Source organism: Prochlorococcus sp. MIT 0604 (assembly GCF_000757845.1).
In the GTDB taxonomy this organism is placed as follows: domain Bacteria; phylum Cyanobacteriota; class Cyanobacteriia; order PCC-6307; family Cyanobiaceae; genus Prochlorococcus_A.
In genome coordinates, this window is the sequence record NZ_CP007753.1 from 133379 (window position 1) to 157015 (window position 23637).

The following is a 23637-nucleotide window of genomic DNA, read 5'->3' on the forward strand; positions in this document are numbered from 1 at the left end:
TGATTAACTTACTGCAAGATTTTTTGCTAATTCGACTTTCTTCTCTAAAATTGCGGCGGCAGCTAAATGACCACTCATTGTAGCTCCCTCCATAGAATCTATATAATCTTGTTTTGTATAACTACCAGCCATGAAGAAATTAGATATAGATGTTTTCTGATCTGGTCTGAAAGGTTCCATACCAGGAGCTTCTCTATAGAGTGATTGTGGAATTTGTACCACGTTACTCCAAAGCAATTTAAGGTTTTTTGAGGATGGGAATAGACGGCGAACCTCTTTATCAATTTCTTTTGTAATTCTTTCTGTGGATCTTCCCATCCATCTATCACCAGGAGTTAAAACACATTGGAGAAGCGATCCCATATCTTTTTTTCTATAGTCAGCTGGACTTGCTAGTGCTAAATCTGCAAAACAACTGAAAGAGGCATCAGCAGAATAAAGAAGGTTATCTAGTCCAATTGGTTCGTTTCCAGTATTATCTTTTTGTAATTCAGTAACCCAACCGTCATATCTTAATTGGATTGTGGCAACTGCTACAGCTCTAAGTTTTTTTAAACCTTCAAATTCTTTAAATTGATACCATTCTTTTGGAATTATTTTTTTTATTCCAGGAACATCACAGGCAGCTAGAAATTTATCTGCAAACACTGCCTTAATTCCTTCAGGAGAAGATATTTTTAATTGATTTACTGAATAAGAGGAAGATTCCTTTTCATAAATGATTTCTTCTACCTTATGGTTAAGATGTATTTTTGCTCCTTTGTTTGTGATGTAGTCGACGATAGGTTGCGTTAACCACTTATGTGGGGAACCTTTTAAAAGATTAAGTTTTGAGGCTTCTGTTTTTGAAGCAAACATCATGAATATTGTTAGCATGCATCTTGCTGAAATATCTTTGCAATTAATAAAACCTAAAGCATATGCAATAGGATCCCACATTCTTTCTAAACTTTTTTCACTTCCACCATGGCTTAAAAACCATTCTTTAAAACTAATTCTATCTAGATCTCTAATTATTTTCATTGCTCCTTCATAGTCTATCAATCCTCTAACGATTGGACTTGTCCCTAAAGCCAAGGCATTTCTGAATTTATCTACCCAAGTAAGTTGTTCGGTGGTAAAAAAAGCTTTAAGTCCGTTAAATGGAGCACCTAAAGGGAATCTGAAATCTAACGATTTTAAATTACCACCATTATTGATAAATAGATGAGTATGGTCTTTCGGGAGTAAATTGTCTAGAGCTCCCACTTTTTTCATTAATTTAAAAAGATTTGCATAATTGTAAAAAAATACATGTAAACCCATTTCTATGTGGTTGCCATCCTTATCTTCCCAACTTCCTACTTTACCTCCCCAAAATGACCTGCTCTCGTAAATTTCTACTTCGTGACCTTCATCAACTAAATTGACTGCTGCTGTAAGACCAGCTAATCCAGAACCAACTATTGCAATTTTCACTTTTTCTTAGAATTATAACAAATCAAGTTTGGATAACGTTTGTTCTATGCATCCTATTGATTAAGTTTTTATATTATAAATAGTAGAAATCCCTTGTTTATGGAAAATGTAGAAGTTAAACAGGAAATTAAAAATTCTGATGATGGCAAAGGTATCTTAATTACGAATGATGCTATAGAACAAATTTCAAATTTATTGAAGGGCCAAAGTGATAAAAAAGCACTAAGGGTAGGAGTAAGATCTGGCGGTTGTAGTGGGATGAGTTATACGATGGATTTTATAGGTACTGATGAAATAAATCCTGATGATAAAGTTTATGATTATTCATTAAAAGCTGATCAAAGCTTTCAAGTTGTTTGTGATCCTAAAAGTCTTTTGTATATTTATGGAATGCAGCTAGATTTTAGTAAGGAATTAATTGGAGGTGGCTTTAATTTTGTAAATCCCAATGCCTCTCAAACTTGCGGCTGTGGAAGTTCTTTTGCAGTTTAATAAATAATGAATAACGAAATTAATCCCATCGAAGAGGATTTTAATGCTGCTTTATCAAGATATAAAGCAGGGCAAGATTTAATTCCAATCGTTCAAGATTTTCAAAAAATCATACAGCAAATACCAAATCATTTTGCTGCTTGGACTTGTCTATCATGGCTTCAATTACTGTTGAAAAATAATGAAGAAGCCTTGGCGGCTGCAAGACAAGCTGTTCGATTAAATCAGCAAGATCCACAAGCAAGAATGAATTTGTCTTTAGCTCTTTTGGCTACCAATAATAAAGGTGTTAGGGATCATATTGAATTAATAAAAAAAATGTCTATTATGATGCCTGATGTGAAAAGTGAGTTGAAAGAATCTGTTGAAGACGGATTAAGTAGATATCCAGATTGGCCTGAGTTAACTAAAGTTAAAAAATGGTTGGAATTTTAAATTGTTTAAAATTTTAATATTAAGTAATGGGCATGGAGAAGATCTATCTGGGAGTTTAATAGCTAGGCAATTAGCAAAAAGTGGTTATACTGTTCATGCTTTGCCAATTGTTGGTAAAGGAAACCATTACGCAAAAGAAAAAATTAAGGTTATTGGAAAAACCAAAGAATTTAGTACTGGAGGAATTGGTTATAATACTTTCAAGGGAAGACTAACTGAGATATTTGGAGGGGAATTATTTTATCTTATAAAAAGATTATATTTAACTTATAAAATAAGAAAAAAATATGATTACTTTTTTGTAGTTGGAGATATTGTGTCAGTTTTTTTTGCATGGATTTGTAAGAAAGATTTTTTTACATATCTAGTTGCTTACTCTAGTCATTATGAAGGGAAGTTAAAATTGCCATGGCCCTCTAAATTTTTCTTGCTCTCCAAGAAGTCAAAAAAAATATATACCAGAGATTTAATGACAGCGAATGATTTAACTTTTCAATTAAAGAAAAAAGTATCTTTTTTGGGAAATCCATTTATGGATAAGTTTTTTTCGAGAGATAAAAAACAAATGGAATCTGAATTTAGTATTGGATTATTTCCAGGAAGTAGATTCCCTGAGATTTTAGATAATTTTGTTTTGATTTTGGAGGTACTAGAGAAATTGTCAGATTTGAGATATTTCCAAAAAATTCAGTTTAATTTTGCAATAGTTAATGCTCTATCTTCATCAAAAATAAAGGAGATATTTCAAAAAAGAGGATGGTTAAAAATAGAAAATATAAAAGATAATAATCTCTTGAAATTTCAATATAAATTTTTAGAAGTGAATATATATTGGAATAATTTTGACAAAATATTATTGAAAAGTAGATGCTGTATTAGCATGGCAGGAACAGCAGCAGAGCAAGCGATTGGATTAGGAAAACCGGTTATTCAGATTGAAGGTAAAGGTCCACAATTTACAAAAACTTTTGCAGAAGCGCAAAGACGTTTGCTTGGAAAATATGTTTTTTGTGCCAGTAATTATAAAGACAAAAATGATCAAATCAATCAAACAATTAAATTGATCATAAAAATAATATACCTTATACAGCTAAATAAGAAGTTTATGATCTCATGTAATGAAAATGCTAAAAAAAGACTGGGTGAAAACAAAGCTTGTCTTAAAATGGTTGATGATATGAATGTTGTTATAAAAAATGACTAAGGAGAATAATCAAAATAAGTTAAAACAAATTATCGATAATTTGTTATTAATAAATTTATTTACAGTCATTTTTTTTGCAATATTTTTTATTTTTGCAATCATCATGCAATTTAATGGGATATTTATTTTTATTAATTTTATTCAGATAGTTTGGAATCCTCTTGTAGTTCCATTGATAACAATTCTTATTATTGGTGCTTTAGTAAACGGTATTAATTCTTGGTGGAGGCGTAAATTGCTTTCTCAAGAAGAGGATATTTAAAATTATAATTTTTGATTTTACTGCTAATTACTTTTTGTCCTTCTAAAACAACTTTCGCTCCATCTCCTAACAATATTTTCAAAACAGCTCCAGGCACTGGAAGTAAATTAGGTCTATTCAGACATTTGCCTAAAGTCTGAGAAAATTCTCTCATTAATACTGGATTTGGTGCAACAGCATTAAATACTCCCGAATATTTTTTATCAACTAATGCTTGAATAATTAATGCACATAAATCAGTTCTATGAATCCAACTCATCCATTGCTTCCCATCTCCAATTGGCCCACCTAATCCAACTTTAAATATAGGGAGCATTTTTCCTAATGCACCTCCGTCTTTCTCTAGAACAATTCCAATTCTAAAAATAACTAACCTTGAGAAAAATGGTTTTTCAGCAGCGACCGCTTCCCATTTTTTGCAAAGATTAGATAAAAAGTCTTTTCCTCCAGGACTATTTTCAGTGAATTCACTAGACAAACTTGTACCGTAATAACCTATAGCTGATCCATTTATAATGACTTTTGGGTTTATTTTTAAATTTTTAAGGGTCTTCATCATAAATTTCGTGGTCTTAATACGACTATTTTCAATCTCCTGTTTTTGTTCAGAAGTCCATTTTTTTTCTGCTATTGGTTCTCCCATCAAGTTAATAATTCCATCTGTTTCTCTTAAAATATTTATAAGATTTTCGTTATTCCAGTTTTTTTCTTTTGATAAATCTATTTGAAAAAATTTAAACTTATTGAAATCTAAATCAAGCTTTAATTTACTAATGGGTTTTCTACTTACAATGTATATTTCGTGATTTTCATTGAGTAGTGTTGGTACTAATTCTTTACCAACAAATCCAGTGCAGCCAAGTAGTAAAAGACGCATATTTTATAGATGTTTATCATTTAAGGCTATTAAATTTTTTAGACGTTTGTAATTATTATTCCGGTATAAATTTTTTTCAATAGTTTTCAAACAAGTTTTTGTATAATGGATTTCAAATAACTTTCTTGAATTTATTATGACAGATTCTATTCCAAAGAAACCTCTCAAGAAAGGCAGCTTAGTTTTTGTCGATAGAGAAAATTATATAAAAAGTATCGAAGCGCTAGCCAGTGATGATGATCTACCTAATTACGTCTTTGAAGGTCCTGGAGAGATTCTTTCAGTCAAAGACGAATATGCCCAAGTTCGATGGCGCAGACCTGTTCCAGATGTTTGGTTGAAATTAGATCAACTTAAAGAATATACTCAATAAAATTTTTATATCTAAAAGTTTTTATTTTTTTTCTCTATAGACATCTTTGATTGTATTCTTTTTGCTTCTTTTATCATTTCTTTGCCATCAAATAAATAATTATCTACGTATCCTTGTGTATATCTATCAAATTCTGATAGCGCATCTTTAACTTGTGAAAAACAATGATAAAGATCGAGGCCTAAAGCTGAAATAGACTTTGGAACTATTTTTTTGTTATAAATTTTTTCAACTTTTTCTATTTTCTTTTGTGAAAGACTTATGTAAATGCAAAAATTTTCCATTAGTTTGTCATCATATGGGTCCGCAGATAGTTCTTTTATTTCGGTTTTCAAAGGTTTAATTATTTGACTAATTAATCTATTGATTGGAGTGTAAATTTCTTTAATCCATGTTTCAATTTCTTTATCTTTGATTGAAGAATTATATTTTTTTGAATTAAATTTCTCTTCCCAATTTTCATTTAATGAATCAAAAGATGTATTAGAAGAGAAGAAACTGCTATCATAATGTTTTTTTTTGATAGGGTCGTTTAGAATTTCCCAGGCATTTTGTATTGCAAGAAATCGTTCTTTTTCGCCTCCTGCATCAGGATGATGTTGCTTAACTAAAGAGCGATATGAAGATTTGATTTCAATTTTGGTTGCATTTTTTTTGAGACCTAATATTTCATATAAATTTTTTTCCATTTTTATAAATTATGCATTAGAGATAACCATCTTTTCTGGCTTGAATTGAGGTATTCGATTCAAACATTGCTGTTGATAAATATCTTTCTCCAAAACTTGGAAGAATAACTATTAATCTCTTATTCATTAGTTCTTTTCTTTTGCCAATCTTAATGGTTGCTGCTAAAGCAGCACCGCTGCTGATGCCAGATAAAAGACCTTCCAATCGAGCTAATAAACGGCCATAATAAAATGCTTCATCGTCATCTATTTTTATGATTTCATCAATTAATTTAGTATTAAGTACTTTCGGTATGAAACCTGCTCCTATTCCTTGAATCGAATGAGATCCTGCTTTTTCTCCTGAAATCACAGCACTTTGTTTGGGCTCTACAGCATAAATTTTGCAATCTGGATTAACTTTTTTCAAAAAACGTGCGCAACCAGTAATTGTTCCTCCCGTGCCTACTCCTGTAACTAGTCCATCTAAATTGTTATTGGATTGAGACCATATTTCTTGAGCAGTTGTTTTTTCATGAATATCTGGATTAGCAAAGTTTTCAAACTGATTAAATTGATAGCTATATTCGATGGTTGAAGATAACTCATTAGCTAAATCCAAAGCTCCTTTCATTCCGTCTTTACCTGGCGTTAGCTGTAATTCAGCTCCATATGCTCTCAACATTGCCCTTCTCTCAATACTCATCGTATCAGGCATAGTTAATATCAATTTATAGCCTTTTGCTGCAGCAACCATTGCTAATGCGATGCCAGTATTCCCACTTGTTGCTTCAATTAACGTTGTTTTATCTGGTGTTATTAATCCTTCCTTTTCAGCTTTACATAACATCGAATAAGCGATCCGATCCTTAACGGAAGCTGATGGATTGAAACTTTCTAGTTTAGCTATTATTTCTGGATAACAATCAAAATACTTTCTGATTCGATTTAATTTAACTAACGGTGTATTTCCAACTAGAGAAGTTATATCATTTGCTATTTCCATGAAATTATTTTTTAAATGCAAAATACAATCTCCTATATTCATAATAATTGTATTTAAAGATCTTTTATATAATTTTCTCAAAAGAATTTAATTTAAATAACTTCGTATGTAAAAACATTTATTATTATATTAAGTAGTCACATAATTATTATGTATTCGCTGGAACTAAGTCTGAGATATTCACCTTTTCCAATTTCAATTCAGAAGAAAGAATTTGACGATGTGAAACAAATTTATGATGAAATAAAAAGTTCTATGAATGAAACTTTAGAAGCCTCAAACTTGATCGAACTAAGATGTGACAAAGTACAAGATAAATTAATTGCTGTTAGAGCTAACGAAATCATTTCTGTTCAGATATATGAAAAATCTTCAGTAGCAGGAGGAGCTAAAAGACCAGGTTTTTCTCTCAACATAGATTGATAGAATTAATGCGAAATGCCCTTGAAAATGAAATAGCTCATATAAAATTTAAAGATGTTTCTTTTTCATATCCTGGGAAAAAAGAAAATTTAATTTTTAAATGTAACTTCTCAATAAAAAAACCTGGATTTTGGATGGTCGTAGGTAAAAACGGAAGCGGCAAAAGTACTCTTTTAAAATTAATCAATGGAATAATCAAACCCCAAAATGGTGTCATTGATTTGAATGCAAATATTGGCATGGTGTTTCAAAACCCTGATCATCAAATATTGATGCCAAATTGCAGGAGTGAACTTCTGATAAACATTAATCAAAATATAAGTCAAAATGAAATTAATAAAAAAATTGCATATGTACTTGATCAGGTAGGAATGAATGGTTTTGAAAAAAGGCCAGTTCATACTTTGAGCGGTGGACAAAAACAACGCTTAACTATTGCATGCGCTCTTATTAGTAACAGAAATTTTATTCTTTTAGATGAGCCTACAGCATTACTTGATCAAACTAGCCAATTAAAAGTTTTACAAACTATTAAAAATCTTACAAGTGACCCAGAAAAACCCTTATCAGCTTTGTGGATTACTCATCGTTATGAAGAATTAACTTATGCTGATGCAGTAGCAGAGTTGAAAGATGGTTTTTTATCTAGCTGGCATGAACCATCAAAATTTCAATATAATTAACCTTTGTACTTGTCATAAGGTACTTTAAAGAGCTAAATTCATCTTATATTCCTCGGTAGCTCAGCGGTAGAGCGATCGACTGTTAATCGATTGGTCGCAGGTTCGAATCCCGCCCGGGGAGTTTCTTTCGGTTGAATCTTATCTATGGTAGACATCATGTGATTTCATATGATGTCTTTTTTAGTGCTGATCTGGCTTTTGTAGAAAAAGGATAAATCATACGTTTTCAGGTTACACCATATTCTCCTTTTTAATGGTCGGGAAATGGTCGGGAAATGACTTTTCATGGTCGGGAAGATCTCAACTTCTAATCTTTTTCCATCTATGGTACATATAACCCATATAGATTCCTTGCATATAATTCTTTGCACCATTTTCTAATATATTCTTTGAAAATTTATTATTGAACTTTCTACTTTCTAGTAGTTCTTTTTTCCAATCTATTTCTTCTTTCATTGCTGTTGCTGCTCTTGTGCTTTCTTCAATCTTTCGTATTCAACATGTAGAACACCTAAACGCCAAGCATCTTTTAATCCTTTAACACCACCCATTAAGAGTTTTGCATCTGAAGGCGAATGAGATTTCATATTCAAGAACTCTTTCTGCCAAGATTTGTCATTCCATTTAGTCATGCTTTTTCTCCATATTTTTTAAACTCATCCAAAGAATTCACAACTATGCTCTTGTAATCCTCTGGGAACCTTGACTTCATTATTGCAGGAATTTCCAAGCAATCTGGATAGGGATTATGCAAATAAAAGATCACTTCCTTCTCTTCTTTCAAAACAATGTAATTAGATAATCCACCTGCATAATTATGTTCTTTCTTCATTTCCTTAATGCCTCAACTTGTTCTGATTGTTCAAGTAATGCATCTCTATCGGCAATAATTCTTCTTATAGTTGCTAATCCTAAACCAGTTTGCTCTCTTATACCTCTATAACTTTCTCCTTCATCTCTTAATCTAAGAACTAATTTTTCTTTTTTCTCACTTGTTTTTGGTCTACCTCCAAGATCTCCTCCTGTTTTTCTTCTGAACTCTACTGAAGCATTGACTCTCTCAGTTATTAAATCTCTCTCTACCTCATTTAATCCTGTTAATAACCCAATCAAGATAGGTGCGAACTTACCAAGTGCTTCAGTATTAACTAAACCATCAAGCGTAACTAAGTTAATACCCTCTGCCTGTAAGTCATTTAATCTGTTTATGACCTCTCTTTGGGTTCTCCCGATTCTGCTGAGAGTTGCAATTTTCAAGGTATCTCCCTTTCTAAGTGATGCTAGGCATTTCATTAGTTCTGGTCTTTCTTGTTCCGCCTTCCTAGTGCTTATTGTTTCAGAAAAGATAAGATCACATCCACTCTCTTTTAGTTTCTCAACTTGAGCATCTACTGTCTGAGTTCCACTCGCAGAACTAACTCTTGCATAACCTATTACTTTGTTCATTTGTTTCAGTTACCATTACTGTTACTGAAATTATAACATATAAGCAACCGAACACCCTTTCTGAACATTAAATTAATCACAAAAGTGTAATAATGCCATGTTTTAGGAATAGTAAATTCTGTTTCCATTACCTTAAGGTTGTTGAAACAGAATTTCCCAGTTGTCTTTTCTTTCTTCTTTGAACTTTTCGCTTGGTTCAAAATGTCTTATACCTTTATCTATTCTTTGACCTCCATCTTTCTTGGGAGTATTCATATATTCTTTTAATGTTTCTTTTATACAATTACTCACTTCAGAACTTTTAAAAATAAAAAAGTTAGGCAATACATCATTTGCTCCTATTTCTACTACTACATACCAAAGATTCTTATGTATTTGCTCATTTTTTCTTCCCATCATCCAAGAACTTTTCCTACCATCAATTGTTCTTGTTTTAACTTGTATATTTACTGTGCTTAGATTCTCTGGATTAGTTGCTATGACATCTATTAATGTTGTCCCATCATCTGTTTTACCTGCGATATAACCCCTCTGTGCTAACTGTGCTAATACATAAAATTCACCTGCATTTCCTAGATTCTTATTTTTATTTGCTTCCATAAAAAAAGGAGCTAGTTGCCCCTTATTTTAGATCGACTGTCAATCGTATTTAATATAGCGGTGCAAGTAATAAGCGTTTCATTTATTCAACAAGCTCAATTGAATATACAGTATCCTTACAATTATTTTTTTTATCCCATTCTTTCGCTTCATCTGATGACATTTCAGTACAAAGTGCATCCATATCTAAGACGTTCATAAGTAAATGAGATTTATGCTCGCCAGCTTGGACGAACTCATATTCTGACACTACTTCCTTACCCATAGCTGTTATAAATCCAGTAACGTCGGTTTTAAATTCTTCAAATGTGCAGCTAAAAGTTGAAATTATGAGTGTGTTCATAAAAATAGAGGGTTTTATCCCTCTAATTTTAGATCGACTGTCAATTAATTAATTAATTAATTTATCTACTTCTGCTCGAATCTCATCAAACCTAATACCTTCTCCATAAAGTTTTTTAAAAGGGATTAGAGAAATAGATTCGCTCTCAGGAAGGTCTTTAGTAGCGACAACCCAGAAAATCCATTCAGACATATCAAGTGGATCAGGTTCTCTTCTTGTGATCCAATCATCTTCTTGACCTAACAAACAGAAAACAAATCCAGCTCCATTTCTTTGTTTCTTAGGTGTAGGAAAAACAATTGAAGGTTTCTTTTGTTCCCATCTTTGAAAATAAGCAGCTGCCTTAACTTCTAATCCTGTGTTTTTGTATGAGACATCAAACTCAGCCCAAGGATAACGATGCTCTCCTGTATCGATTCCTAAAGCATGATGAATTAACCACTCAGCGTATGGACCACGAACAATATTCTGAAGAACATCTCCAGAGTTCCAATGGCTAAATTCACTTATTTTAAGTTTGGTCATTCAAGTAGTAAGCGTTTCATTAATTACATCTAGGTTTATTTTTCCAAACAGGAGAATCGCAATTAATATTTCCTATCTTCCCTTTTTTCTCATTAGTAGTTTTTTTCATAAAATCGATAATCAAGGGGTTTTCATATGGGTTCAAACCTCCATCTCTACCTTGAGTATCTTGAGGTCCTTGACTGTTAGGTAATTTATAATTTGGAATAGGTCTGCCATCTTGATCTACCCATCTCATCAAAGCTCTTGAGAAATCTTTTTGAGCTTTGCTATTAGCAAAAAGGAACAATGCTTCTCTTTTGATGCCATTCTTAGAGGTATAGGTAATGTAGTTATAGTGTTCACCACTGCCAAATAAAGCTTGATTTGGTCGATCAGTATCATATCGGTAGTTCGTAAATTGATCTAAATATATACCTCCAACTCCTTCTACCCACATAGCGTTTCCCTGAAATCTTATTCTACATTCGTTATTTAGAAACCTACACCACCCATCGTGATAGCTTTTTGGACCATCTAGAAAATAATTCTCGGGAAAACTAGCTTCTCCAAAATCAGCTTTTACCAAATTACCCAAAGGGGAAAATAAAGCTAAGCTTGCAAGAAGAATAAAACGCTTCATTTATTTTCCTTTAACGCAAACGTAACCTCTTGCCTTTGTACCGATTGTATTTGGATATTGACCATTTAAAAACTTCTGACCAGCAAATTCACATTCTTGTTCTGAATTTGTTGGAATAGCCCAATTATGTGCAGTAGAACCAGCTGCTTGATTGAATTTACCTGCAGCCATTAACCACCAAGTTTCAGCATTAACAGCAGTAGGTAAAGCAAGACCAGCTAATAAAGGTATTAATAATTTACGCATTAAATAAAGAGTGTCTTATCCCTCCAATTTTAGATCGACTGTCAATTAAGTTAAAGGTTTCAGTTCTGAGGTTCTATAAATATTAATCCCGCAAAATTATTACGGAAAAGATAATCACTATTGCGGAGCAGTTACGGATTAGTTGGTCGGCATCCTAAATCAGGACTCTCACCAGTGACTCTTATGAATGAAGTTTGCGTCTTTACATCCAACTTATCTTCAAAGGTTCTTCTTTTTTTGGGTTTTCTATCTTCATAAGGCACTCTGTTTTTAATGCCTTTCCATTTATCGGTATAAGTTGTTTGCCATCTTGCTTGCCTCCATCTATCAAATATGTCCCCTCCTCCATACCTTTTAATTACTTCGTGAAGGACTAAACCTCCTTTGTTGTCACATATATCAACTGGACAAAGTAAAACAAAGGTATCTCTATCCCTTGAACGTCCAAATATTGCCTTCTTCTTTTGACAGCAAGGGCATTGAACGAGGTATGCAGAGTAATTATTAACCTCTCTTACCCTCTTACCATTGAATTGTTGAACCATTTCAAGGAAGAATGGTTCTTCTATTGATTGTTCTGTGTGAAACTTGTATCCCATAATAATGATTAATTGTTAGCGTTTGTAAACGAGATCTGATATTTGATGTGCAATTTATATAGATAGAGTGGGTTGATATAACACACTCAATTCCCTTAAAGAACAGAACACCTGAGAGTACCTATTGGGGAAATACTCAAGAAACATATAAATAAAGGTAATTAAATACATTTAAAACTAGGAACTGTTTTGTTGTCTTAGAGCGTTATGACTAGATAGTGGTTCTTTCAGGTTTTTCTTTATCACCAATTAAGGAGTAATTTATGGACACCGTATTAGATAAACCAATCTATTCCAAGAGACATATATCCATACCTCAAAGAGAGGTAGAACTTATAGACAAGATGAGTTCTAAATTGATGAACTACTACGGATACACCTATTCACAGTTACATCGGTCATTAGTCAGAGATGAGTACAAAAGGAGAATGGAACTTCTATGACAATTAAAGTGAATATAGAAAATGGAGTTCTGGAACAGAAACTCAATAAGGCAATTACTGAGATACCAAAGAGTAAGAGACCAAATCCATTTAATGAAACTACGGCTAAGAGAAGGTTTATTGAACTGGCGATTGAGAATTACATTAAAATCAATTATTCAGGATTAACAATCATTGAACAGGCAGAAAGAGAAGTTGCTGCTCAATGGGAAGCAATGCTTAGAAGAAGTGCAGTTACCTAGTACGTCCTCCCTTAAAACTGCACGAACAATTAATTAAAAGAGGCAATTCTTATTCCTTATGATTCATAGGATAAGTAAAGACAAGGTTGGGAGAGGAGCGTCATGCAGAAACCATACTTGCTATTGCCTTTTAAACTCTCCTTTAAAACTGGCATGAACAATACATGAACACCGTTTTAACATCCATAATCAGATCTAAACTATAAAGTGTTACCCAAAGGTGCAATAAATAAAAGGGGTACTCCTGATTAATCTGTTTCAAAAATAATCCCCAGAATAAAATTGGGGTAGAGGTTTTTATCCCTCTACCTCATTTTTTTTAAATAATTAATCCCTCCTGAATAAGGGATTTAGACCACCATTTCATAAACTCCTTTCTCTTTTCTAGAAGTGTTGAACGATCATAATGACCCCTAGTTCCATTTAGATGACCTTTTCTTCCTAATTGACGATCAATTACTTCATAATCAAGATCTGATCTTTCAATTCCTAATGTTGTAATCACACTTCTCCATTGATGAGCAGTTTGTTTACCTTTCCAACCTAGATTTCTGAAATGGTTGTTGATAGTTGATTCTCCTAAGTGAGGATTCTTTTGCCCACCCAATGAAGGAAAGCAATACTTTTGCCATCCAGTTTCTGCTTTTAGTTTCTTCATCAGTTGATTGATTTCAGGTGTCGAAGGAATAATGTGTTTTTCACAAGATCCACTTTCAAGTTGTTCTCTCTTATTCTTCAATCCTTTACATTCAGGAGGAATGACCCATTGATCTTCTTCAGGGTCATACCAATCCCATTCCAAACACACAATTACCGCTGATCGGATACACATAAGAAGATGTGCTTTAGTTGCTAAGTCAGTAACTACAGATCCATTACATTCGTTTGCATTAACTGTCTTAAGGAACTTAGGAAGCATCCCCCAGGATTTTGATGTGATTGTATCAGCGAATGTTTTTTCTGAAACTCTCCTTTTAGTACCTGTTTCCCAATCAAATTTAATGTATAGAGGATTTTGGTCTTGTTGGATGTATTCTTCCCTTTCTGCGTAACCAAAAATCCAACTCATTAGTTGTCTAACCCTTGTCAGTTGGACAGGTGCATGAGGGAAAACAGTTTTCAGCATCTTTTTGCAGTATGGTCTTCCTCTTCTATCTCGCTGCAAATCTGCAATTAACATTTCATCTCCGATATATCTCAATACTTGATTTATTTTGTTCTTTCTATCGTTGAATGTTTCTTCTTTTACTCGATGTACATAAACCTCATCCATATATTCATTAGCAACTTCTTTGAAGGTTTTTCCACTTGCATTTTGTACTTTCCCAAATAACTTTGGATTCTTATTGTTGTTTTTGCTCCATACTTTTATTTCATTCCATTTGTGAATAGCATCCTCTACTAATATTTCTTTTTCAAATACTCCAATTTTGACTGATTCTTTTTTACCAGAAGCATTAAATGGAAATCTCATTCTGCCTTCAAAATATTTTGAAGTTCCCCTTTTAACTAACGAAAGTCCACTTTTAGGTTGAACAGGATATGACTTATTATTCTTTAACTTTCTAATTTTAGGATTTGAATCTGCGAAGAATATAGAAGTCATTATTTCCAACCTCCTCTTGCTCCTTGTAACCATTGCTCAATTTGATAAACAAGAAAAGCAATCCTCTTTTCAGATAGTTTTACTTTTGGAGGATATGTTCCTTGCTCTACCATTCTGTTAATAGTTGATATTGAAATTCCACACTCTGCACTAGCACCAGAAATGGACAAATGATGACGACCTAAATCGCCTTCTACGTTGAAGTTATTCATAATAAATTTTTGTAATCTACGAGTAAATAAACGGGTAAATATATTCGTTTTAAATTTGAGCGTATCTAATAGATGAGGAAATATATTTGAGCAATAAATTGCTCTTGACGAATCCTGATTTTGCCTTCGTTTATACCTTGTTATTATACCACAATTCTTCAATGATGTCAAGGGATTACGAGGAATTTGAACCTCAAAAATGACCCCTAAAAAGGGTCTATCTAATAAAATTTTCATGGTCGGGAAATGGTCGGGAAATTTATGAAAATCATCCATTTCCTACATCAGATTCAATCAGTAACTTCCACTTAATATCGATCTAAATTCCGCCCGGGGAGTTTCTAATCACTTTACAAACTTGCAGGGACTTTCATAAGTCTCTTTTTTGTGTCTATGAATAGTTCTTTCACAAAATGCTTTTCAGAACGTATCAAAAATATTCACTATTTTTTCAAAAATGTTCGGGTAATGTTCTGGTTTAAATTTAATTATGTTCGGGTAAAAACTTAATATGTTCTACTTACTCTCCAACACATGGTGCTGATTCATATTCCTTGATGTATTTAAATAATCTAGTTTGTCTTTTTACTAAAAGTATTATTAAAGGAATGAATCCAATAATAACAAAACAAAGAAGGACAGAAATAATTAACCAAAGTGCTTCTATAAGTGCTGCTTTATCTTTCCCTAAATAAGAAAGATCTAAAAAAAAGAAAAATAATATGATTTTTATAATTGCTTTTTTTTCTTCTCTTTGAAACATTAGAAAATTTGATAATTAATTTAAATTATCCTTTATTTGAAAATATGCAAATATAATGTTGTTAAAAATATAGTTGCAAATTTTTCGATTAAAAAAGTTCGGGTAATGTTCGGGTAAGGGTCGTTATATGTAAAGAAATACCTTTCAAATCCTTTCATACCATTGCATTTAGCACTTGTTCGGAACTCGCCCGGGGAGTTCAATAACGGGTTCACAAGACTTCAGGTTTTATCACTTGAAGTCTTTTTCATTGATGTGAATTAACTCTTGAGAAAGTGAGAGAATCAGAAAAAATCAGGATATCCCAGATTATTCTTTTTTGTGCAGGTGATTTGAAGGTGAAGATCTATTTTTCGTGCAGGTGAAAGAAGATTTAATTCTAATAGTGTGGTGGTTCTGACTCTTCTGGTGGAAAATATGTCTCATCATCTCTGCTTTTTTCTTTTTTTCTAAAATATTCTTCTGATGGATCTAAACCATCATTGTCATAGTCTTTTTCTCTTTCCATTTCTTGATTTTATCCTTTTATTTTTTATATGGGACAGGGAGTTCACCTTTTATAAATTCTTATATTGACAGTTAATTTAAAATAAGAAGCAATTAACTTCTTTTTTTGAAGAAATGGATAAACCTGATTTTGATGAATATGGTGTCCAAAGAGAAAATACTAAACTAGATAATTTCTTAAAAAGAGATTCAAATCAATATATGAGGTTGCAAGGTTCCGAAAAAACTTTGTTTAAGGATTCACAAGCAACAACAATGTTTGAAAAGCAAGCAAATGGTAAGTATAAAGTTATAAAAAGAGAAGGTACTTTAGTTTTAACTTCAAGGCGATTAACTTTTTCAGTATATTCTCCAAAAGGAGTGGCAATGGGTTTTATTCCTGGAGTTGGTTATTCCAATTACAGATATCGATGGAAAGAAAAAGATTATATTATTTTCTCTTACCCAACATTTTTATTGCTTGGAAAATTAATTAATAGAACAAATGAGACCTTTTGGACAGCAAAAGGAGGGGATATTCAATGGATAGTTGAAGATGAAAATATTAAGTTTGAAATTCCTTGTATGCAAGAGGATACTGTTAATCAGATTAATGATCTATTAAGTTTGGAACTGGATCGTTTTGTTTATAAAATGATGTTTAGTTTTAAAGATTCAGAACTATATCCAAAATGGTCAGAGTTTTACGAAACAGATGATAAAGCATTACTTTTCAATAATTTATTAAAAGAGAATAGTCATTTTAAATTTAAAAAACCAACAGTTACCTGGACAGGAATTTCGCTCAAAGATGATGCAAGATCAAATCAGGACGCGGATGAAATTAAAAGTCAAAAAAATATTGAAAAATTAGAACATAATACTGAATCCAAAAACCAACTTAGTATTTCAGATGAACTTGAGAAACTTGCAACTTTAAAAGAAAAAGGATTACTTACTGAAGAAGAATTTACTGCTGCTAAAGTTAAACTTTTAAATTCATAAAGCGAAGATACTTATTTACTTATAAAGAGAGTGAGGGTCTTGAAAATCACTTTTTATGTTCCTCATGAAGAGTTTGCAGGGTTTCTCAAAAATTAAAAACATGTGCAGGTGATATGCAGGTGAAAATATCGTTTTTTCCTTATTTTCTCTATCAGATGCTGTCAGACGCTATCATTTTTGCTTGACCCGACAGTCGCCCGGGGAGTTTATAAATTTCAAAAAGTCATCCAAAGTTACCCTAATAAAGGTGACTTTTTTTATTGTGACTTCTTTTTGTTAAATAGTGGTTAGCCAAGCTATAATCGAGTAATTTTGATATGTTATTAAACATAGTATATAGAACATTTAAAATAATAAGTATATATTATTTTTACAATACTTTAAAATAAAAAAAGTATTAATTTTAAGAACAGTAATTAGAACAGTTACTGACTCTCAAACAAATGAAAATATAATCAGTTCTTTGATTGATTTTTACGTTTTTATAATCGATGTATTTTGTATCGTTTGAATTACTAACCCATTTACGAAATTCTAGTCATCCCACATATCCTTTTTATCTTGATCGAAATTATTCCTTTCAAGTAATTCTATTCTTTGTTTCTGAGAGTCTATTTCTGTTTCAATTACGTTTTTATCGTCGATGTATTTTGTTTGTATTTCTAAGATAATTGTTTCAAATTGTTCTCCAAAAAAATCTGACATTTCCTTCCATGCTTCCATTTCCTCTTCTTTGCCAATAGTATCGTTTATCTGATGGGAAATAATTTCTAGTACATATTGTTTAAGTTCCTTATGACTCATCGATTCAACTTTTTTTTGAATGTAAAGTTCTTTAAGATTTTCTAGTTGTTTTTTTGATAAATCTGAATAGATAATAGACTTCTTTTTCATAGATACTTAAATTTTATTTAATATAAACAAAATTATTAGTTTAAACATTCTGGAGAAATTAAAAATTGTAAACTAAGTGATTTCCTATTTGATAAATCAAAATCTCCATTGAATTTAATTTTTAAATAACTTAAATGAAAATATGGGATTTGATATTCTTTCAAATTTAACTATTATTTGCCTCTAGTAATCCTTTGATTATTAAGAAAAAGTAAATAGAATCGAAAGAAATTCTAAAATTTCAACTTTTTAAAAATTTGTAATTTCTATCTAATCCTCTGCTATCACTTTGTTGTTTAGTAAATCTAATTGATAAAATTGTTTACACTAATTCAGCAATCTTTATAAATTCTTGAGAGAATCATAATACTAAAACTTAATTTTAATTTAATAGTTCATAAATATGAAAATTTCCATCCTTTTAATTGAAGACGATCGTGATATGCGTGATTTGGTGGCTAGGCATTTAGAACATTCTGGTTTCGATGTCCAAAAAGCTCAAGATGGAATTAAAGGACAAGCATTAGCTCTTCAATATTCCCCAGATTTAATACTCTTAGATTTAATGCTACCAAGTGTTGATGGATTAACTTTATGCCAGCGATTGAGAAGAGATGAAAGAACATCAAATATACCAATTTTAATGATAACTGCATTAGGAGGCCTTAAAGATAAAGTTACCGGGTTTAATTCTGGAGCAGATGATTACATTACTAAACCATTTGATCTAGAAGAATTACATGTACGCATAAAAGCTTTATTAAGAAGAACCAACAGAGCACAATTAAATTCTAGTAACCAGCAAGAAATATTAAATTATGGTCCCTTAACCCTTGTTCCGGAAAGATTTGAAGCTATATGGTTTGAATCTCCTGTTAGATTAACCCATCTTGAATTTGAACTGCTTCATTGTCTTTTGCAGAGGCATGGTCAAACTGTATCTCCAGCATTAATTCTTAAAGAAGTATGGGGATATGAACCTGATGATGATATTGAGACAATAAGAGTCCATATTAGACACTTACGCACTAAACTCGAACCCGATCCACGTAAACCTATTTATATAAAAACTGTATACGGTGCTGGATATTGTCTTGAGTTACCTATTGGTTCTCAAGTAGAAACTGCTAGGCAAGAATTTATTCAAGCAAGAAATCCTGACTTGATAAATTCAGCATTAGATTAATTTCATATATTTTCCATTGCAATTTTTAAAAAAGTCATTTCCCATGCCAGCCTTGGTTGAATGTTTTTTCTTAAAAGGTATTTTAAACGTTCAAGTTTTTTAACTAAACCGATATTTTTTGTTTTTCTCCACCAAATAGTTTGAATTAAATTTACTAAACAAATCTGTTGAGAAATTTCTAATTTTTCAGATATTGATTTAGATATTTCTAATATTTCCAGACTTTTTTTTATTGGAGAATCCAATTTACTTAAAATTTCATCTGAGTAATCATTCCAAATTTCAATATTTTTTAATAATTGACTTGGAGATCCATTTGCAGAGTTTATTAAATCTTCAAATTTTAATTTTGTATGAGTATTTAATTTAGAAGTATCTAAATATTCTGTCAAAATAGATTTTATTTGTTTACGAGAAAAAGAATGAAATCTGACGATTTGACATCTTGATATGATCGTATCTAAAAGAAGGTTTAATTTAGATGTTATTAAAATAAAAATGCCGTTACTAGGTTCTTCTAAGGTTTTTAAAAGGCAATTTGAGGCTGCTTCGTTTAAGAGGTGTGCATCAATAATTAAAACAATTTTTTTTTCTGAGTTAATTGATTTTTGACTAAGAAAAGTTTTGATATTACGTATTTGAGCAATTTTAATAATCTCAGATCCACTTTTCATTGTTTTTTCAAGATCGGCACCTCCTGAACTTTTAGTTGCTAAAAGAGAATCTGGTTCAATAATTAAAAAATCAGGGTGGTTATTGTTTGTAATTCTCTCTTCAACATTTTCGCTTGTTGAAGACTGTTTGAAAATTTCTTTTATAAATTGAAGAGCAGTTTGCTTTTTTCCTACTCCTTCAGCACCATAAAATATATAACCATTAGCAAATGATTTGTTTTTAATTATGTTTTTAAGGCTGGTATTGACTTCTTCATTCAAGAAAAAATTATTTTTTTTAATCTCAATCATTTTTTGTTAGAAAAAGTGTTTAGCAAAGTCTCTTTAATTTGATTTGAGATAGTTTTAATATTTTGTGAAGCAGATATTATTTTCCAGTTTTTTTGTTTGGCAATTAGTTTAAAGCCTTCATTTACTTTTTCTAAAAATCTAATACCTTCTGATTCTATTCTGTCTGGAATTTCATTTTTTCTTCGAAATATACTCTCTTCTGGAGAAATTTCTAAGAAGATAGTGAGATCAGGAGATTCTCCTTGACACACAATAGATTCAATATTTTTAATTATTTCTAAATTTATATTTCTCCCATAGCCTTGATAAGCCAGGGTGGAATCGCAAAATCTATCACTTATTACCCAATCATTGTTATTTAAAGCAGGTGAAATAATTTTGGAAACGTGTTCGGCTCTATCTGCTGAATAAAGTAATAATTCTGCAAGAGATGAAGGCTTGTTATTTTCATTATTATCAAGAATCAATCTTCTAAGTTTTTTCCCTAAAAGACTGCCTCCTGGCTCTCTAGTTGTGATTAATTTAGACCCTGTCTGTATTAGACCACTATTAGGCAGCCATTTAGATAGTTCATCTATTTGGGTAGTTTTACCACATCCATCAATACCCTCAATAACGATAAATTTCCCTTTCATTTAATCCAAAGATAAAGCATTAATTACAACTGTAATAGAGCTAATAGCCATCAATAATGCTGCTATTGAGGGAGTAAGAAGAATACCGTATTTAGGGAATAGAATGCCTGCGGCTAAAGGGATAGCTAATAAGTTGTAACCAAAAGCCCATGTCAGATTTTGCTTTATTTTTCTTATAGTTTTTTTTGCAAGATTAAAGGCGTAGGGTAATCCATTTAGCTGATCTCCCATCAATACTATATCTGCATTTGCCTTGGCTATTTGGGTCCCTGATCCCACCGCAATTCCTAAGTCTGAAGATGCTAAGGCTGGGACATCATTAATACCATCACCAATCATTGCTACTTTATTATTAATTTTAAAATTTTCTATAGTCTTTAGCTTCATTTCAGGAAGAAGATCCCATTTTACTTCTGTTTCTTTACAACCAATTTTTTTTGCTAAGGCTAAAACTGTTTGTTTCCTATCTCCACTTAAAATATTAATTTTAAATTTGTTTTCTCTTAATTTTTTAACTGTTTTAATTGAATCATCTCTGAGCGAATCTCCTAGGAAGATAAAGCCCAATAACTTATCTTGGATACTTACTCCAATGATAGTGTTCGTTTTTGTTTCTTCATTTTCGATGACTTTGTTTGCATCACTATCAATAATTATTCCTTGACTTAGTAGCCATTCAATATTTCCAATATTCACAAGTCCATCAATTGACTCTAGTTCTCCAGAAATACCTCGACCTGAATGAGTGAAAATTTTTTTTATTGGAAATAAACTTAAATTTTGTTTTTTTGCCTCTTGAATTAAGGCATCTGCGATTGGATGTCTGCTTTCCTTTTCTAAACTGGCAGCTATTCTTAATAAAAATGAATGATTATCATTATTTTTATAATCAACAATGAAAGGTTTACCTTTTGTTAAGGTACCTGTCTTGTCAAAAATAATGTGATTTATTTTTGAAGCCATCTCTATTTTGTCCCCGCCTTTAAATAAAACTCCTTTTTTTGCAGCTTTCCCTGACGCGACAGTTATTACAGTTGGGGTAGCTAAACCTAATGCACAAGGACAAGCTATTACTAAAACAGCAATTGACAATTGAATGGCTAAACTAAGGAAATTCTCAGCATTACTTCCAAGCGAACTATGAAGTGTATGGCTTGAGTGAGTGATGAATTGATTATTATGACTCAATAAATCTGGCCAAATATTTCTTGCTCCCTTCCACCAAAAGAAGAAGGTTAAAGTAGCAAAAATAAGTACAAAGTAAGTAAATTTGCCTGCAATTTCATCAGCAATTCTTTGAATGCGAGGTTTTCTAGAGTTTACAGACTCAATAAGATTTACTAGTTTTGCTAGAGAAGAATCCCCTCCAACCTTTTGTACTTTAAGTCTAAGAGTTGAATTAAGATTTAAAGAACCACTAGATATATTTTCACCTTTTTTTACCTCGATAGGTTTGGATTCTCCAGTAATATGCGAAACATCAACATATGAATTACCTTGATTAACAATGCAGTCAGCAGGTACTCTGTCGCCTGCCAAAACTTGAATCTCTTGATCAGGTCTTAAAGTGTTTACTCTTATAGATTTTATTTGATTATCTTCTGTGTAGATATTTGCCATTTCAGGTTGAAGATCTAATAGCTCTCCAATAGATGAACCAGTTTGGTATCTTGCTCTTTCTTCTAAGAAACGCCCAATCAATATAAAGCCTAACAGCATAACTGGTTCATTAAAAAAACAAGGAAAACCAGTGGCAGGAAATATTAAAGATAGGAGACTTGTTGTATATGCGCTAGTTACGCCAAGAGCTACAAGAGAATCCATATCCGGACGGTTCTTAATAAACGATTTAAATCCATTAATAATTATTCCTCTGCCAGGAAATAATAGAGCCAATGTTGCTAATGAAGCGTGAAAAAATATATCTCCTAATATTGGAAAATTTATATAACTTCCTTCTGCGAGATGACCTAAACCTGAAAATAATAAAAGTAATAAAGCAAAAGTTAGTTTTTTCCATTGATTATTCCACTTCTTTTTTTTTTCTAATTCTGCCCTATTTATTTTTTTTGAAAAATCATTTATGTAAATCTTTGATGGGAAACCATTTTCTTTTAGGTTTTTGAGAATTGTTTCTATTTCTATACGTTTATGGGTAATTTCAAAATATGCACTTTCAGTTAGTAAGTTAACAGAAACATTTTCAATACCATCAGAATTATTTAAAATTTTCTCAACAGTACTAACACAACCTCCGCACTTCATTCCTGTAATGCTTAATTGAATGCTGTCCATTTTTTAACTATTGAAGCAAATTAATGCTTGACCTTTTTTTAACTATAATAATAAATGTAATAGAATTTTTAAATATTAATTTTTAAATTTATTATATACAATTTATTAGTTTAAAGCGGTGCCTAGTAACCAAAACAGAGACAATTTTATCGATAAAGCTTTTACTGTAATTGCTGAATCAATTGTAAAAATAATGCCTATTGCAGAGAAAGAAAAAAAAGCATACATTTATTACAGAGATGGGCTAGCTGCACAAAATAATGGGGATTATTCGGAAGCATTAGAGTATTACAAAGAGAGTTTACTCCTTGAAGAAAATAAAATTGATAGAGGTGAGACTTTAAAAAATATGGCCATAATATATATGAGTAATGGTGAAGAGGATCTTTCTATTGAGACTTATGAAAAAGCATTAGAAGAAAATCCCAAACAGCCATCATGCCTTAAAAATATAGGTTTGATTTATGAAAAAAGGGGAAGATATGCTGAGCAAAATGGTGATTTAGATCAGAGAGATATTTGGTTTGATAAAGCTGCTGAAGTCTGGTCTAAAGCAGTGAGATTATATCCAGGTGGTTATTTAGATATTGAGAATTGGTTGAAAAACTCAGGAAGAAGTTCAATCGATATGTATCTCTAATTT

Annotated in this window: 34 protein-coding genes and 1 tRNA gene; 13 read left to right on the top strand and 22 right to left on the bottom strand. The window is 31.6% G+C overall.

Annotation, left to right across the window (positions count from 1 at the left end; translation table 11 throughout):
• Nucleotides 1-3 precede the first annotated feature (3 nt).
• Nucleotides 4-1458, bottom strand: a complete 1455-nt coding sequence (gene zds, locus EW14_RS00660; RefSeq protein ID WP_042849604.1) for a 9,9'-di-cis-zeta-carotene desaturase — start codon at nt 1456-1458, stop codon at nt 4-6.
• Nucleotides 1459-1557: 99 nt separating this feature from the next.
• On the opposite strand from zds, the gene EW14_RS00665 reads away from it, so the two are divergent.
• From EW14_RS00665 to EW14_RS10540, 4 genes are read left to right on the top strand one after another with little or no spacing between them, the layout of a single operon-like run.
• The gene (locus tag EW14_RS00665) at nt 1558-1950 is read left to right on the top strand and encodes an iron-sulfur cluster assembly accessory protein (protein ID WP_025941176.1); all 393 of its coding nucleotides are present in this window, start codon (nt 1558-1560) and stop codon (nt 1948-1950) included.
• A gap of 6 nt (nt 1951-1956) precedes the next feature.
• Nucleotides 1957-2385 carry a tetratricopeptide repeat protein gene (locus EW14_RS00670; RefSeq protein WP_042849605.1) on the top strand — a complete coding sequence of 143 codons (429 nt, stop codon included), beginning with the start codon at nt 1957-1959 and terminating at the stop codon, nt 2383-2385.
• Between the two features lies 1 nt (nt 2386).
• Nucleotides 2387-3589 carry a lipid-A-disaccharide synthase-related protein gene (locus EW14_RS00675; RefSeq protein WP_042849606.1) on the top strand — a complete coding sequence of 401 codons (1203 nt, stop codon included), beginning with the start codon at nt 2387-2389 and terminating at the stop codon, nt 3587-3589.
• Nucleotides 3582-3851: a hypothetical protein gene (locus tag EW14_RS10540; RefSeq protein WP_025890277.1), complete on the top strand. Its 270-nt coding sequence runs from the start codon at nt 3582-3584 to the stop codon at nt 3849-3851. Before EW14_RS00675 ends, EW14_RS10540 begins: the two co-directional genes overlap by 8 nt.
• Here EW14_RS10540 and EW14_RS00685 read toward each other — a convergent pair.
• Nucleotides 3802-4728, bottom strand: coding sequence for a TIGR01777 family oxidoreductase (locus EW14_RS00685; protein ID WP_042849607.1), 927 nt, complete (start codon nt 4726-4728; stop codon nt 3802-3804). The two genes, EW14_RS10540 and EW14_RS00685, sit on opposite strands and share 50 nt — an antisense overlap.
• A 136-nt stretch (nt 4729-4864) precedes the next feature.
• Here EW14_RS00685 and EW14_RS00690 point away from each other — a divergent pair, with 136 nt between their 5' ends.
• Entirely contained in the window at nt 4865-5101 is a 237-nt protein-coding gene (locus tag EW14_RS00690; protein WP_025890279.1) for an NAD(P)H-quinone oxidoreductase subunit O, read from the top strand.
• 11 nt (nt 5102-5112) lie between these two features.
• Here EW14_RS00690 and EW14_RS00695 read toward each other — a convergent pair whose 3' ends face one another.
• The gene (locus EW14_RS00695) at nt 5113-5790 is read right to left on the bottom strand and encodes a DnaJ domain-containing protein (protein WP_042849608.1); all 678 of its coding nucleotides are present in this window, start codon (nt 5788-5790) and stop codon (nt 5113-5115) included.
• Between the two features lie 16 nt (nt 5791-5806).
• Nucleotides 5807-6775 (bottom strand): cysteine synthase A, encoded by a 969-nt coding sequence (gene cysK / locus EW14_RS00700; protein ID WP_042851269.1) that lies wholly within the window; start codon nt 6773-6775, stop codon nt 5807-5809.
• Nucleotides 6776-6925: 150 nt separating this feature from the next.
• Between cysK and EW14_RS00705 the strand changes: the two genes are divergently transcribed.
• The 3 genes from EW14_RS00705 to EW14_RS00715 all read left to right on the top strand — a co-directional run bounded on the left by EW14_RS00705 (nt 6926) and on the right by EW14_RS00715 (nt 8002).
• Nucleotides 6926-7198 (top strand): hypothetical protein, encoded by a 273-nt coding sequence (locus EW14_RS00705; protein WP_042849609.1) that lies wholly within the window; start codon nt 6926-6928, stop codon nt 7196-7198.
• 8 nt (nt 7199-7206) lie between these two features.
• Nucleotides 7207-7881: an ABC transporter ATP-binding protein gene (locus EW14_RS00710; protein ID WP_042851270.1), complete on the top strand. Its 675-nt coding sequence runs from the start codon at nt 7207-7209 to the stop codon at nt 7879-7881.
• A gap of 49 nt (nt 7882-7930) precedes the next feature.
• Nucleotides 7931-8002: transfer RNA gene (locus EW14_RS00715), tRNA-Asn, on the top strand.
• Between the two features lie 179 nt (nt 8003-8181).
• Here EW14_RS00715 and EW14_RS09995 read toward each other — a convergent pair.
• The 10 genes from EW14_RS09995 to EW14_RS00760 all read right to left on the bottom strand — a co-directional run bounded on the left by EW14_RS09995 (nt 8182) and on the right by EW14_RS00760 (nt 12262).
• The gene (locus tag EW14_RS09995) at nt 8182-8337 is read right to left on the bottom strand and encodes a hypothetical protein (protein ID WP_156095650.1); all 156 of its coding nucleotides are present in this window, start codon (nt 8335-8337) and stop codon (nt 8182-8184) included.
• On the bottom strand, nt 8334-8513 hold the full coding sequence (locus EW14_RS00720) for a hypothetical protein (protein ID WP_042849610.1): 180 nt from the start codon (nt 8511-8513) through the stop codon (nt 8334-8336). Before EW14_RS00720 ends, EW14_RS09995 begins: the two co-directional genes overlap by 4 nt.
• Nucleotides 8510-8713 carry a hypothetical protein gene (locus EW14_RS00725; RefSeq protein ID WP_042849612.1) on the bottom strand — a complete coding sequence of 68 codons (204 nt, stop codon included), beginning with the start codon at nt 8711-8713 and terminating at the stop codon, nt 8510-8512. The genes EW14_RS00720 and EW14_RS00725 overlap by 4 nt, the downstream gene beginning before the upstream one ends.
• Complete coding sequence (locus EW14_RS00730) at nt 8710-9327, bottom strand: recombinase family protein (protein WP_042849613.1); 618 nt, start codon at nt 9325-9327, stop codon at nt 8710-8712. The genes EW14_RS00725 and EW14_RS00730 overlap by 4 nt, the downstream gene beginning before the upstream one ends.
• A gap of 132 nt (nt 9328-9459) precedes the next feature.
• Complete coding sequence (locus EW14_RS00735; RefSeq protein WP_042849614.1) at nt 9460-9927, bottom strand: hypothetical protein; 468 nt, start codon at nt 9925-9927, stop codon at nt 9460-9462.
• Nucleotides 9928-10009: 82 nt separating this feature from the next.
• On the bottom strand, nt 10010-10270 hold the full coding sequence (locus EW14_RS00740) for a hypothetical protein (RefSeq protein WP_042849615.1): 261 nt from the start codon (nt 10268-10270) through the stop codon (nt 10010-10012).
• Between the two features lie 48 nt (nt 10271-10318).
• Complete coding sequence (locus EW14_RS00745) at nt 10319-10795, bottom strand: hypothetical protein (protein WP_042849616.1); 477 nt, start codon at nt 10793-10795, stop codon at nt 10319-10321.
• 19 nt (nt 10796-10814) lie between these two features.
• Nucleotides 10815-11417: a hypothetical protein gene (locus EW14_RS00750; protein ID WP_042849617.1), complete on the bottom strand. Its 603-nt coding sequence runs from the start codon at nt 11415-11417 to the stop codon at nt 10815-10817.
• Nucleotides 11418-11663 carry a hypothetical protein gene (locus EW14_RS00755; protein WP_042849618.1) on the bottom strand — a complete coding sequence of 82 codons (246 nt, stop codon included), beginning with the start codon at nt 11661-11663 and terminating at the stop codon, nt 11418-11420.
• A gap of 131 nt (nt 11664-11794) precedes the next feature.
• Nucleotides 11795-12262 carry a hypothetical protein gene (locus EW14_RS00760; RefSeq protein ID WP_071840788.1) on the bottom strand — a complete coding sequence of 156 codons (468 nt, stop codon included), beginning with the start codon at nt 12260-12262 and terminating at the stop codon, nt 11795-11797.
• A gap of 263 nt (nt 12263-12525) precedes the next feature.
• On the opposite strand from EW14_RS00760, the gene EW14_RS10000 reads away from it, so the two are divergent.
• On the top strand, nt 12526-12705 hold the full coding sequence (locus tag EW14_RS10000) for a hypothetical protein (RefSeq protein ID WP_156095651.1): 180 nt from the start codon (nt 12526-12528) through the stop codon (nt 12703-12705).
• Nucleotides 12702-12947 (top strand): hypothetical protein, encoded by a 246-nt coding sequence (locus EW14_RS00765; protein WP_042849619.1) that lies wholly within the window; start codon nt 12702-12704, stop codon nt 12945-12947. The genes EW14_RS10000 and EW14_RS00765 overlap by 4 nt, the downstream gene beginning before the upstream one ends.
• Before the next feature lie 319 nt (nt 12948-13266).
• Here EW14_RS00765 and EW14_RS00770 read toward each other — a convergent pair whose 3' ends face one another.
• The 4 genes from EW14_RS00770 to EW14_RS10590 all read right to left on the bottom strand — a co-directional run bounded on the left by EW14_RS00770 (nt 13267) and on the right by EW14_RS10590 (nt 16036).
• Complete coding sequence (locus tag EW14_RS00770; protein ID WP_197049599.1) at nt 13267-14553, bottom strand: hypothetical protein; 1287 nt, start codon at nt 14551-14553, stop codon at nt 13267-13269.
• Nucleotides 14553-14765, bottom strand: a complete 213-nt coding sequence (locus EW14_RS10170; protein WP_197049600.1) for an AlpA family transcriptional regulator — start codon at nt 14763-14765, stop codon at nt 14553-14555. The genes EW14_RS00770 and EW14_RS10170 overlap by 1 nt, the downstream gene beginning before the upstream one ends.
• A gap of 520 nt (nt 14766-15285) precedes the next feature.
• Nucleotides 15286-15528 carry a hypothetical protein gene (locus EW14_RS00780; RefSeq protein WP_042849623.1) on the bottom strand — a complete coding sequence of 81 codons (243 nt, stop codon included), beginning with the start codon at nt 15526-15528 and terminating at the stop codon, nt 15286-15288.
• Between the two features lie 379 nt (nt 15529-15907).
• Nucleotides 15908-16036: a hypothetical protein gene (locus EW14_RS10590; protein WP_255347396.1), complete on the bottom strand. Its 129-nt coding sequence runs from the start codon at nt 16034-16036 to the stop codon at nt 15908-15910.
• Between the two features lie 113 nt (nt 16037-16149).
• Here EW14_RS10590 and EW14_RS00785 point away from each other — a divergent pair, with 113 nt between their 5' ends.
• A complete protein-coding gene (locus tag EW14_RS00785) occupies nt 16150-17019 on the top strand; it encodes an SHOCT domain-containing protein (RefSeq protein WP_042849624.1) in 870 nt (289 codons plus the stop codon).
• 534 nt (nt 17020-17553) lie between these two features.
• Here EW14_RS00785 and EW14_RS00790 read toward each other — a convergent pair.
• Nucleotides 17554-17913, bottom strand: a complete 360-nt coding sequence (locus EW14_RS00790; RefSeq protein ID WP_042849625.1) for a hypothetical protein — start codon at nt 17911-17913, stop codon at nt 17554-17556.
• Between the two features lie 403 nt (nt 17914-18316).
• Between EW14_RS00790 and EW14_RS00795 the strand changes: the two genes are divergently transcribed.
• Nucleotides 18317-19099 (top strand): response regulator transcription factor, encoded by a 783-nt coding sequence (locus tag EW14_RS00795; RefSeq protein WP_042849626.1) that lies wholly within the window; start codon nt 18317-18319, stop codon nt 19097-19099.
• 2 nt (nt 19100-19101) lie between these two features.
• Here EW14_RS00795 and EW14_RS00800 read toward each other — a convergent pair whose 3' ends face one another.
• From EW14_RS00800 to EW14_RS00810, 3 genes are read right to left on the bottom strand one after another with little or no spacing between them, the layout of a single operon-like run.
• Complete coding sequence (locus tag EW14_RS00800; RefSeq protein WP_042849627.1) at nt 19102-20064, bottom strand: DNA polymerase III subunit delta'; 963 nt, start codon at nt 20062-20064, stop codon at nt 19102-19104.
• Complete coding sequence (gene tmk / locus EW14_RS00805; protein ID WP_042849628.1) at nt 20061-20699, bottom strand: dTMP kinase; 639 nt, start codon at nt 20697-20699, stop codon at nt 20061-20063. Before tmk ends, EW14_RS00800 begins: the two co-directional genes overlap by 4 nt.
• Complete coding sequence (locus EW14_RS00810; protein ID WP_042849629.1) at nt 20700-22994, bottom strand: cation-translocating P-type ATPase; 2295 nt, start codon at nt 22992-22994, stop codon at nt 20700-20702.
• A 118-nt stretch (nt 22995-23112) separates the two neighbouring features.
• Here EW14_RS00810 and EW14_RS00815 point away from each other — a divergent pair, with 118 nt between their 5' ends.
• The gene (locus tag EW14_RS00815) at nt 23113-23634 is read left to right on the top strand and encodes a photosystem I assembly protein Ycf3 (protein WP_042849631.1); all 522 of its coding nucleotides are present in this window, start codon (nt 23113-23115) and stop codon (nt 23632-23634) included.
• Nucleotides 23635-23637: the final 3 nt, after the last annotated feature.

Coding starts and splice junctions, on each gene's coding strand:
- EW14_RS00665 (WP_025941176.1), top strand. CDS start 1,558: ATGGAAAATGTAGAAGTTAAACAGGAAATTAAAAATTCTGATGATGGC.
- EW14_RS00670 (WP_042849605.1), top strand. CDS start 1,957: ATGAATAACGAAATTAATCCCATCGAAGAGGATTTTAATGCTGCTTTA.
- EW14_RS10540 (WP_025890277.1), top strand. CDS start 3,582: ATGACTAAGGAGAATAATCAAAATAAGTTAAAACAAATTATCGATAAT.
- EW14_RS00685 (WP_042849607.1), bottom strand. CDS start 4,728: ATGCGTCTTTTACTACTTGGCTGCACTGGATTTGTTGGTAAAGAATTA.
- EW14_RS00690 (WP_025890279.1), top strand. CDS start 4,865: ATGACAGATTCTATTCCAAAGAAACCTCTCAAGAAAGGCAGCTTAGTT.
- EW14_RS00695 (WP_042849608.1), bottom strand. CDS start 5,790: ATGGAAAAAAATTTATATGAAATATTAGGTCTCAAAAAAAATGCAACC.
- cysK (WP_042851269.1), bottom strand. CDS start 6,775: ATGGAAATAGCAAATGATATAACTTCTCTAGTTGGAAATACACCGTTA.
- EW14_RS00705 (WP_042849609.1), top strand. CDS start 6,926: ATGTATTCGCTGGAACTAAGTCTGAGATATTCACCTTTTCCAATTTCA.
- EW14_RS00710 (WP_042851270.1), top strand. CDS start 7,207: ATGCGAAATGCCCTTGAAAATGAAATAGCTCATATAAAATTTAAAGAT.
- EW14_RS09995 (WP_156095650.1), bottom strand. CDS start 8,337: ATGAAAGAAGAAATAGATTGGAAAAAAGAACTACTAGAAAGTAGAAAG.
- EW14_RS00720 (WP_042849610.1), bottom strand. CDS start 8,513: ATGACTAAATGGAATGACAAATCTTGGCAGAAAGAGTTCTTGAATATG.
- EW14_RS00725 (WP_042849612.1), bottom strand. CDS start 8,713: ATGAAGAAAGAACATAATTATGCAGGTGGATTATCTAATTACATTGTT.
- EW14_RS00730 (WP_042849613.1), bottom strand. CDS start 9,327: ATGAACAAAGTAATAGGTTATGCAAGAGTTAGTTCTGCGAGTGGAACT.
- EW14_RS00735 (WP_042849614.1), bottom strand. CDS start 9,927: ATGGAAGCAAATAAAAATAAGAATCTAGGAAATGCAGGTGAATTTTAT.
- EW14_RS00740 (WP_042849615.1), bottom strand. CDS start 10,270: ATGAACACACTCATAATTTCAACTTTTAGCTGCACATTTGAAGAATTT.
- EW14_RS00745 (WP_042849616.1), bottom strand. CDS start 10,795: ATGACCAAACTTAAAATAAGTGAATTTAGCCATTGGAACTCTGGAGAT.
- EW14_RS00750 (WP_042849617.1), bottom strand. CDS start 11,417: ATGAAGCGTTTTATTCTTCTTGCAAGCTTAGCTTTATTTTCCCCTTTG.
- EW14_RS00755 (WP_042849618.1), bottom strand. CDS start 11,663: ATGCGTAAATTATTAATACCTTTATTAGCTGGTCTTGCTTTACCTACT.
- EW14_RS00760 (WP_071840788.1), bottom strand. CDS start 12,262: ATGGGATACAAGTTTCACACAGAACAATCAATAGAAGAACCATTCTTC.
- EW14_RS10000 (WP_156095651.1), top strand. CDS start 12,526: ATGGACACCGTATTAGATAAACCAATCTATTCCAAGAGACATATATCC.
- EW14_RS00765 (WP_042849619.1), top strand. CDS start 12,702: ATGACAATTAAAGTGAATATAGAAAATGGAGTTCTGGAACAGAAACTC.
- EW14_RS00770 (WP_197049599.1), bottom strand. CDS start 14,553: ATGACTTCTATATTCTTCGCAGATTCAAATCCTAAAATTAGAAAGTTA.
- EW14_RS10170 (WP_197049600.1), bottom strand. CDS start 14,765: ATGAATAACTTCAACGTAGAAGGCGATTTAGGTCGTCATCATTTGTCC.
- EW14_RS00780 (WP_042849623.1), bottom strand. CDS start 15,528: ATGTTTCAAAGAGAAGAAAAAAAAGCAATTATAAAAATCATATTATTT.
- EW14_RS10590 (WP_255347396.1), bottom strand. CDS start 16,036: ATGGAAAGAGAAAAAGACTATGACAATGATGGTTTAGATCCATCAGAA.
- EW14_RS00785 (WP_042849624.1), top strand. CDS start 16,150: ATGGATAAACCTGATTTTGATGAATATGGTGTCCAAAGAGAAAATACT.
- EW14_RS00790 (WP_042849625.1), bottom strand. CDS start 17,913: ATGAAAAAGAAGTCTATTATCTATTCAGATTTATCAAAAAAACAACTA.
- EW14_RS00795 (WP_042849626.1), top strand. CDS start 18,317: ATGAAAATTTCCATCCTTTTAATTGAAGACGATCGTGATATGCGTGAT.
- EW14_RS00800 (WP_042849627.1), bottom strand. CDS start 20,064: ATGATTGAGATTAAAAAAAATAATTTTTTCTTGAATGAAGAAGTCAAT.
- tmk (WP_042849628.1), bottom strand. CDS start 20,699: ATGAAAGGGAAATTTATCGTTATTGAGGGTATTGATGGATGTGGTAAA.
- EW14_RS00810 (WP_042849629.1), bottom strand. CDS start 22,994: ATGGACAGCATTCAATTAAGCATTACAGGAATGAAGTGCGGAGGTTGT.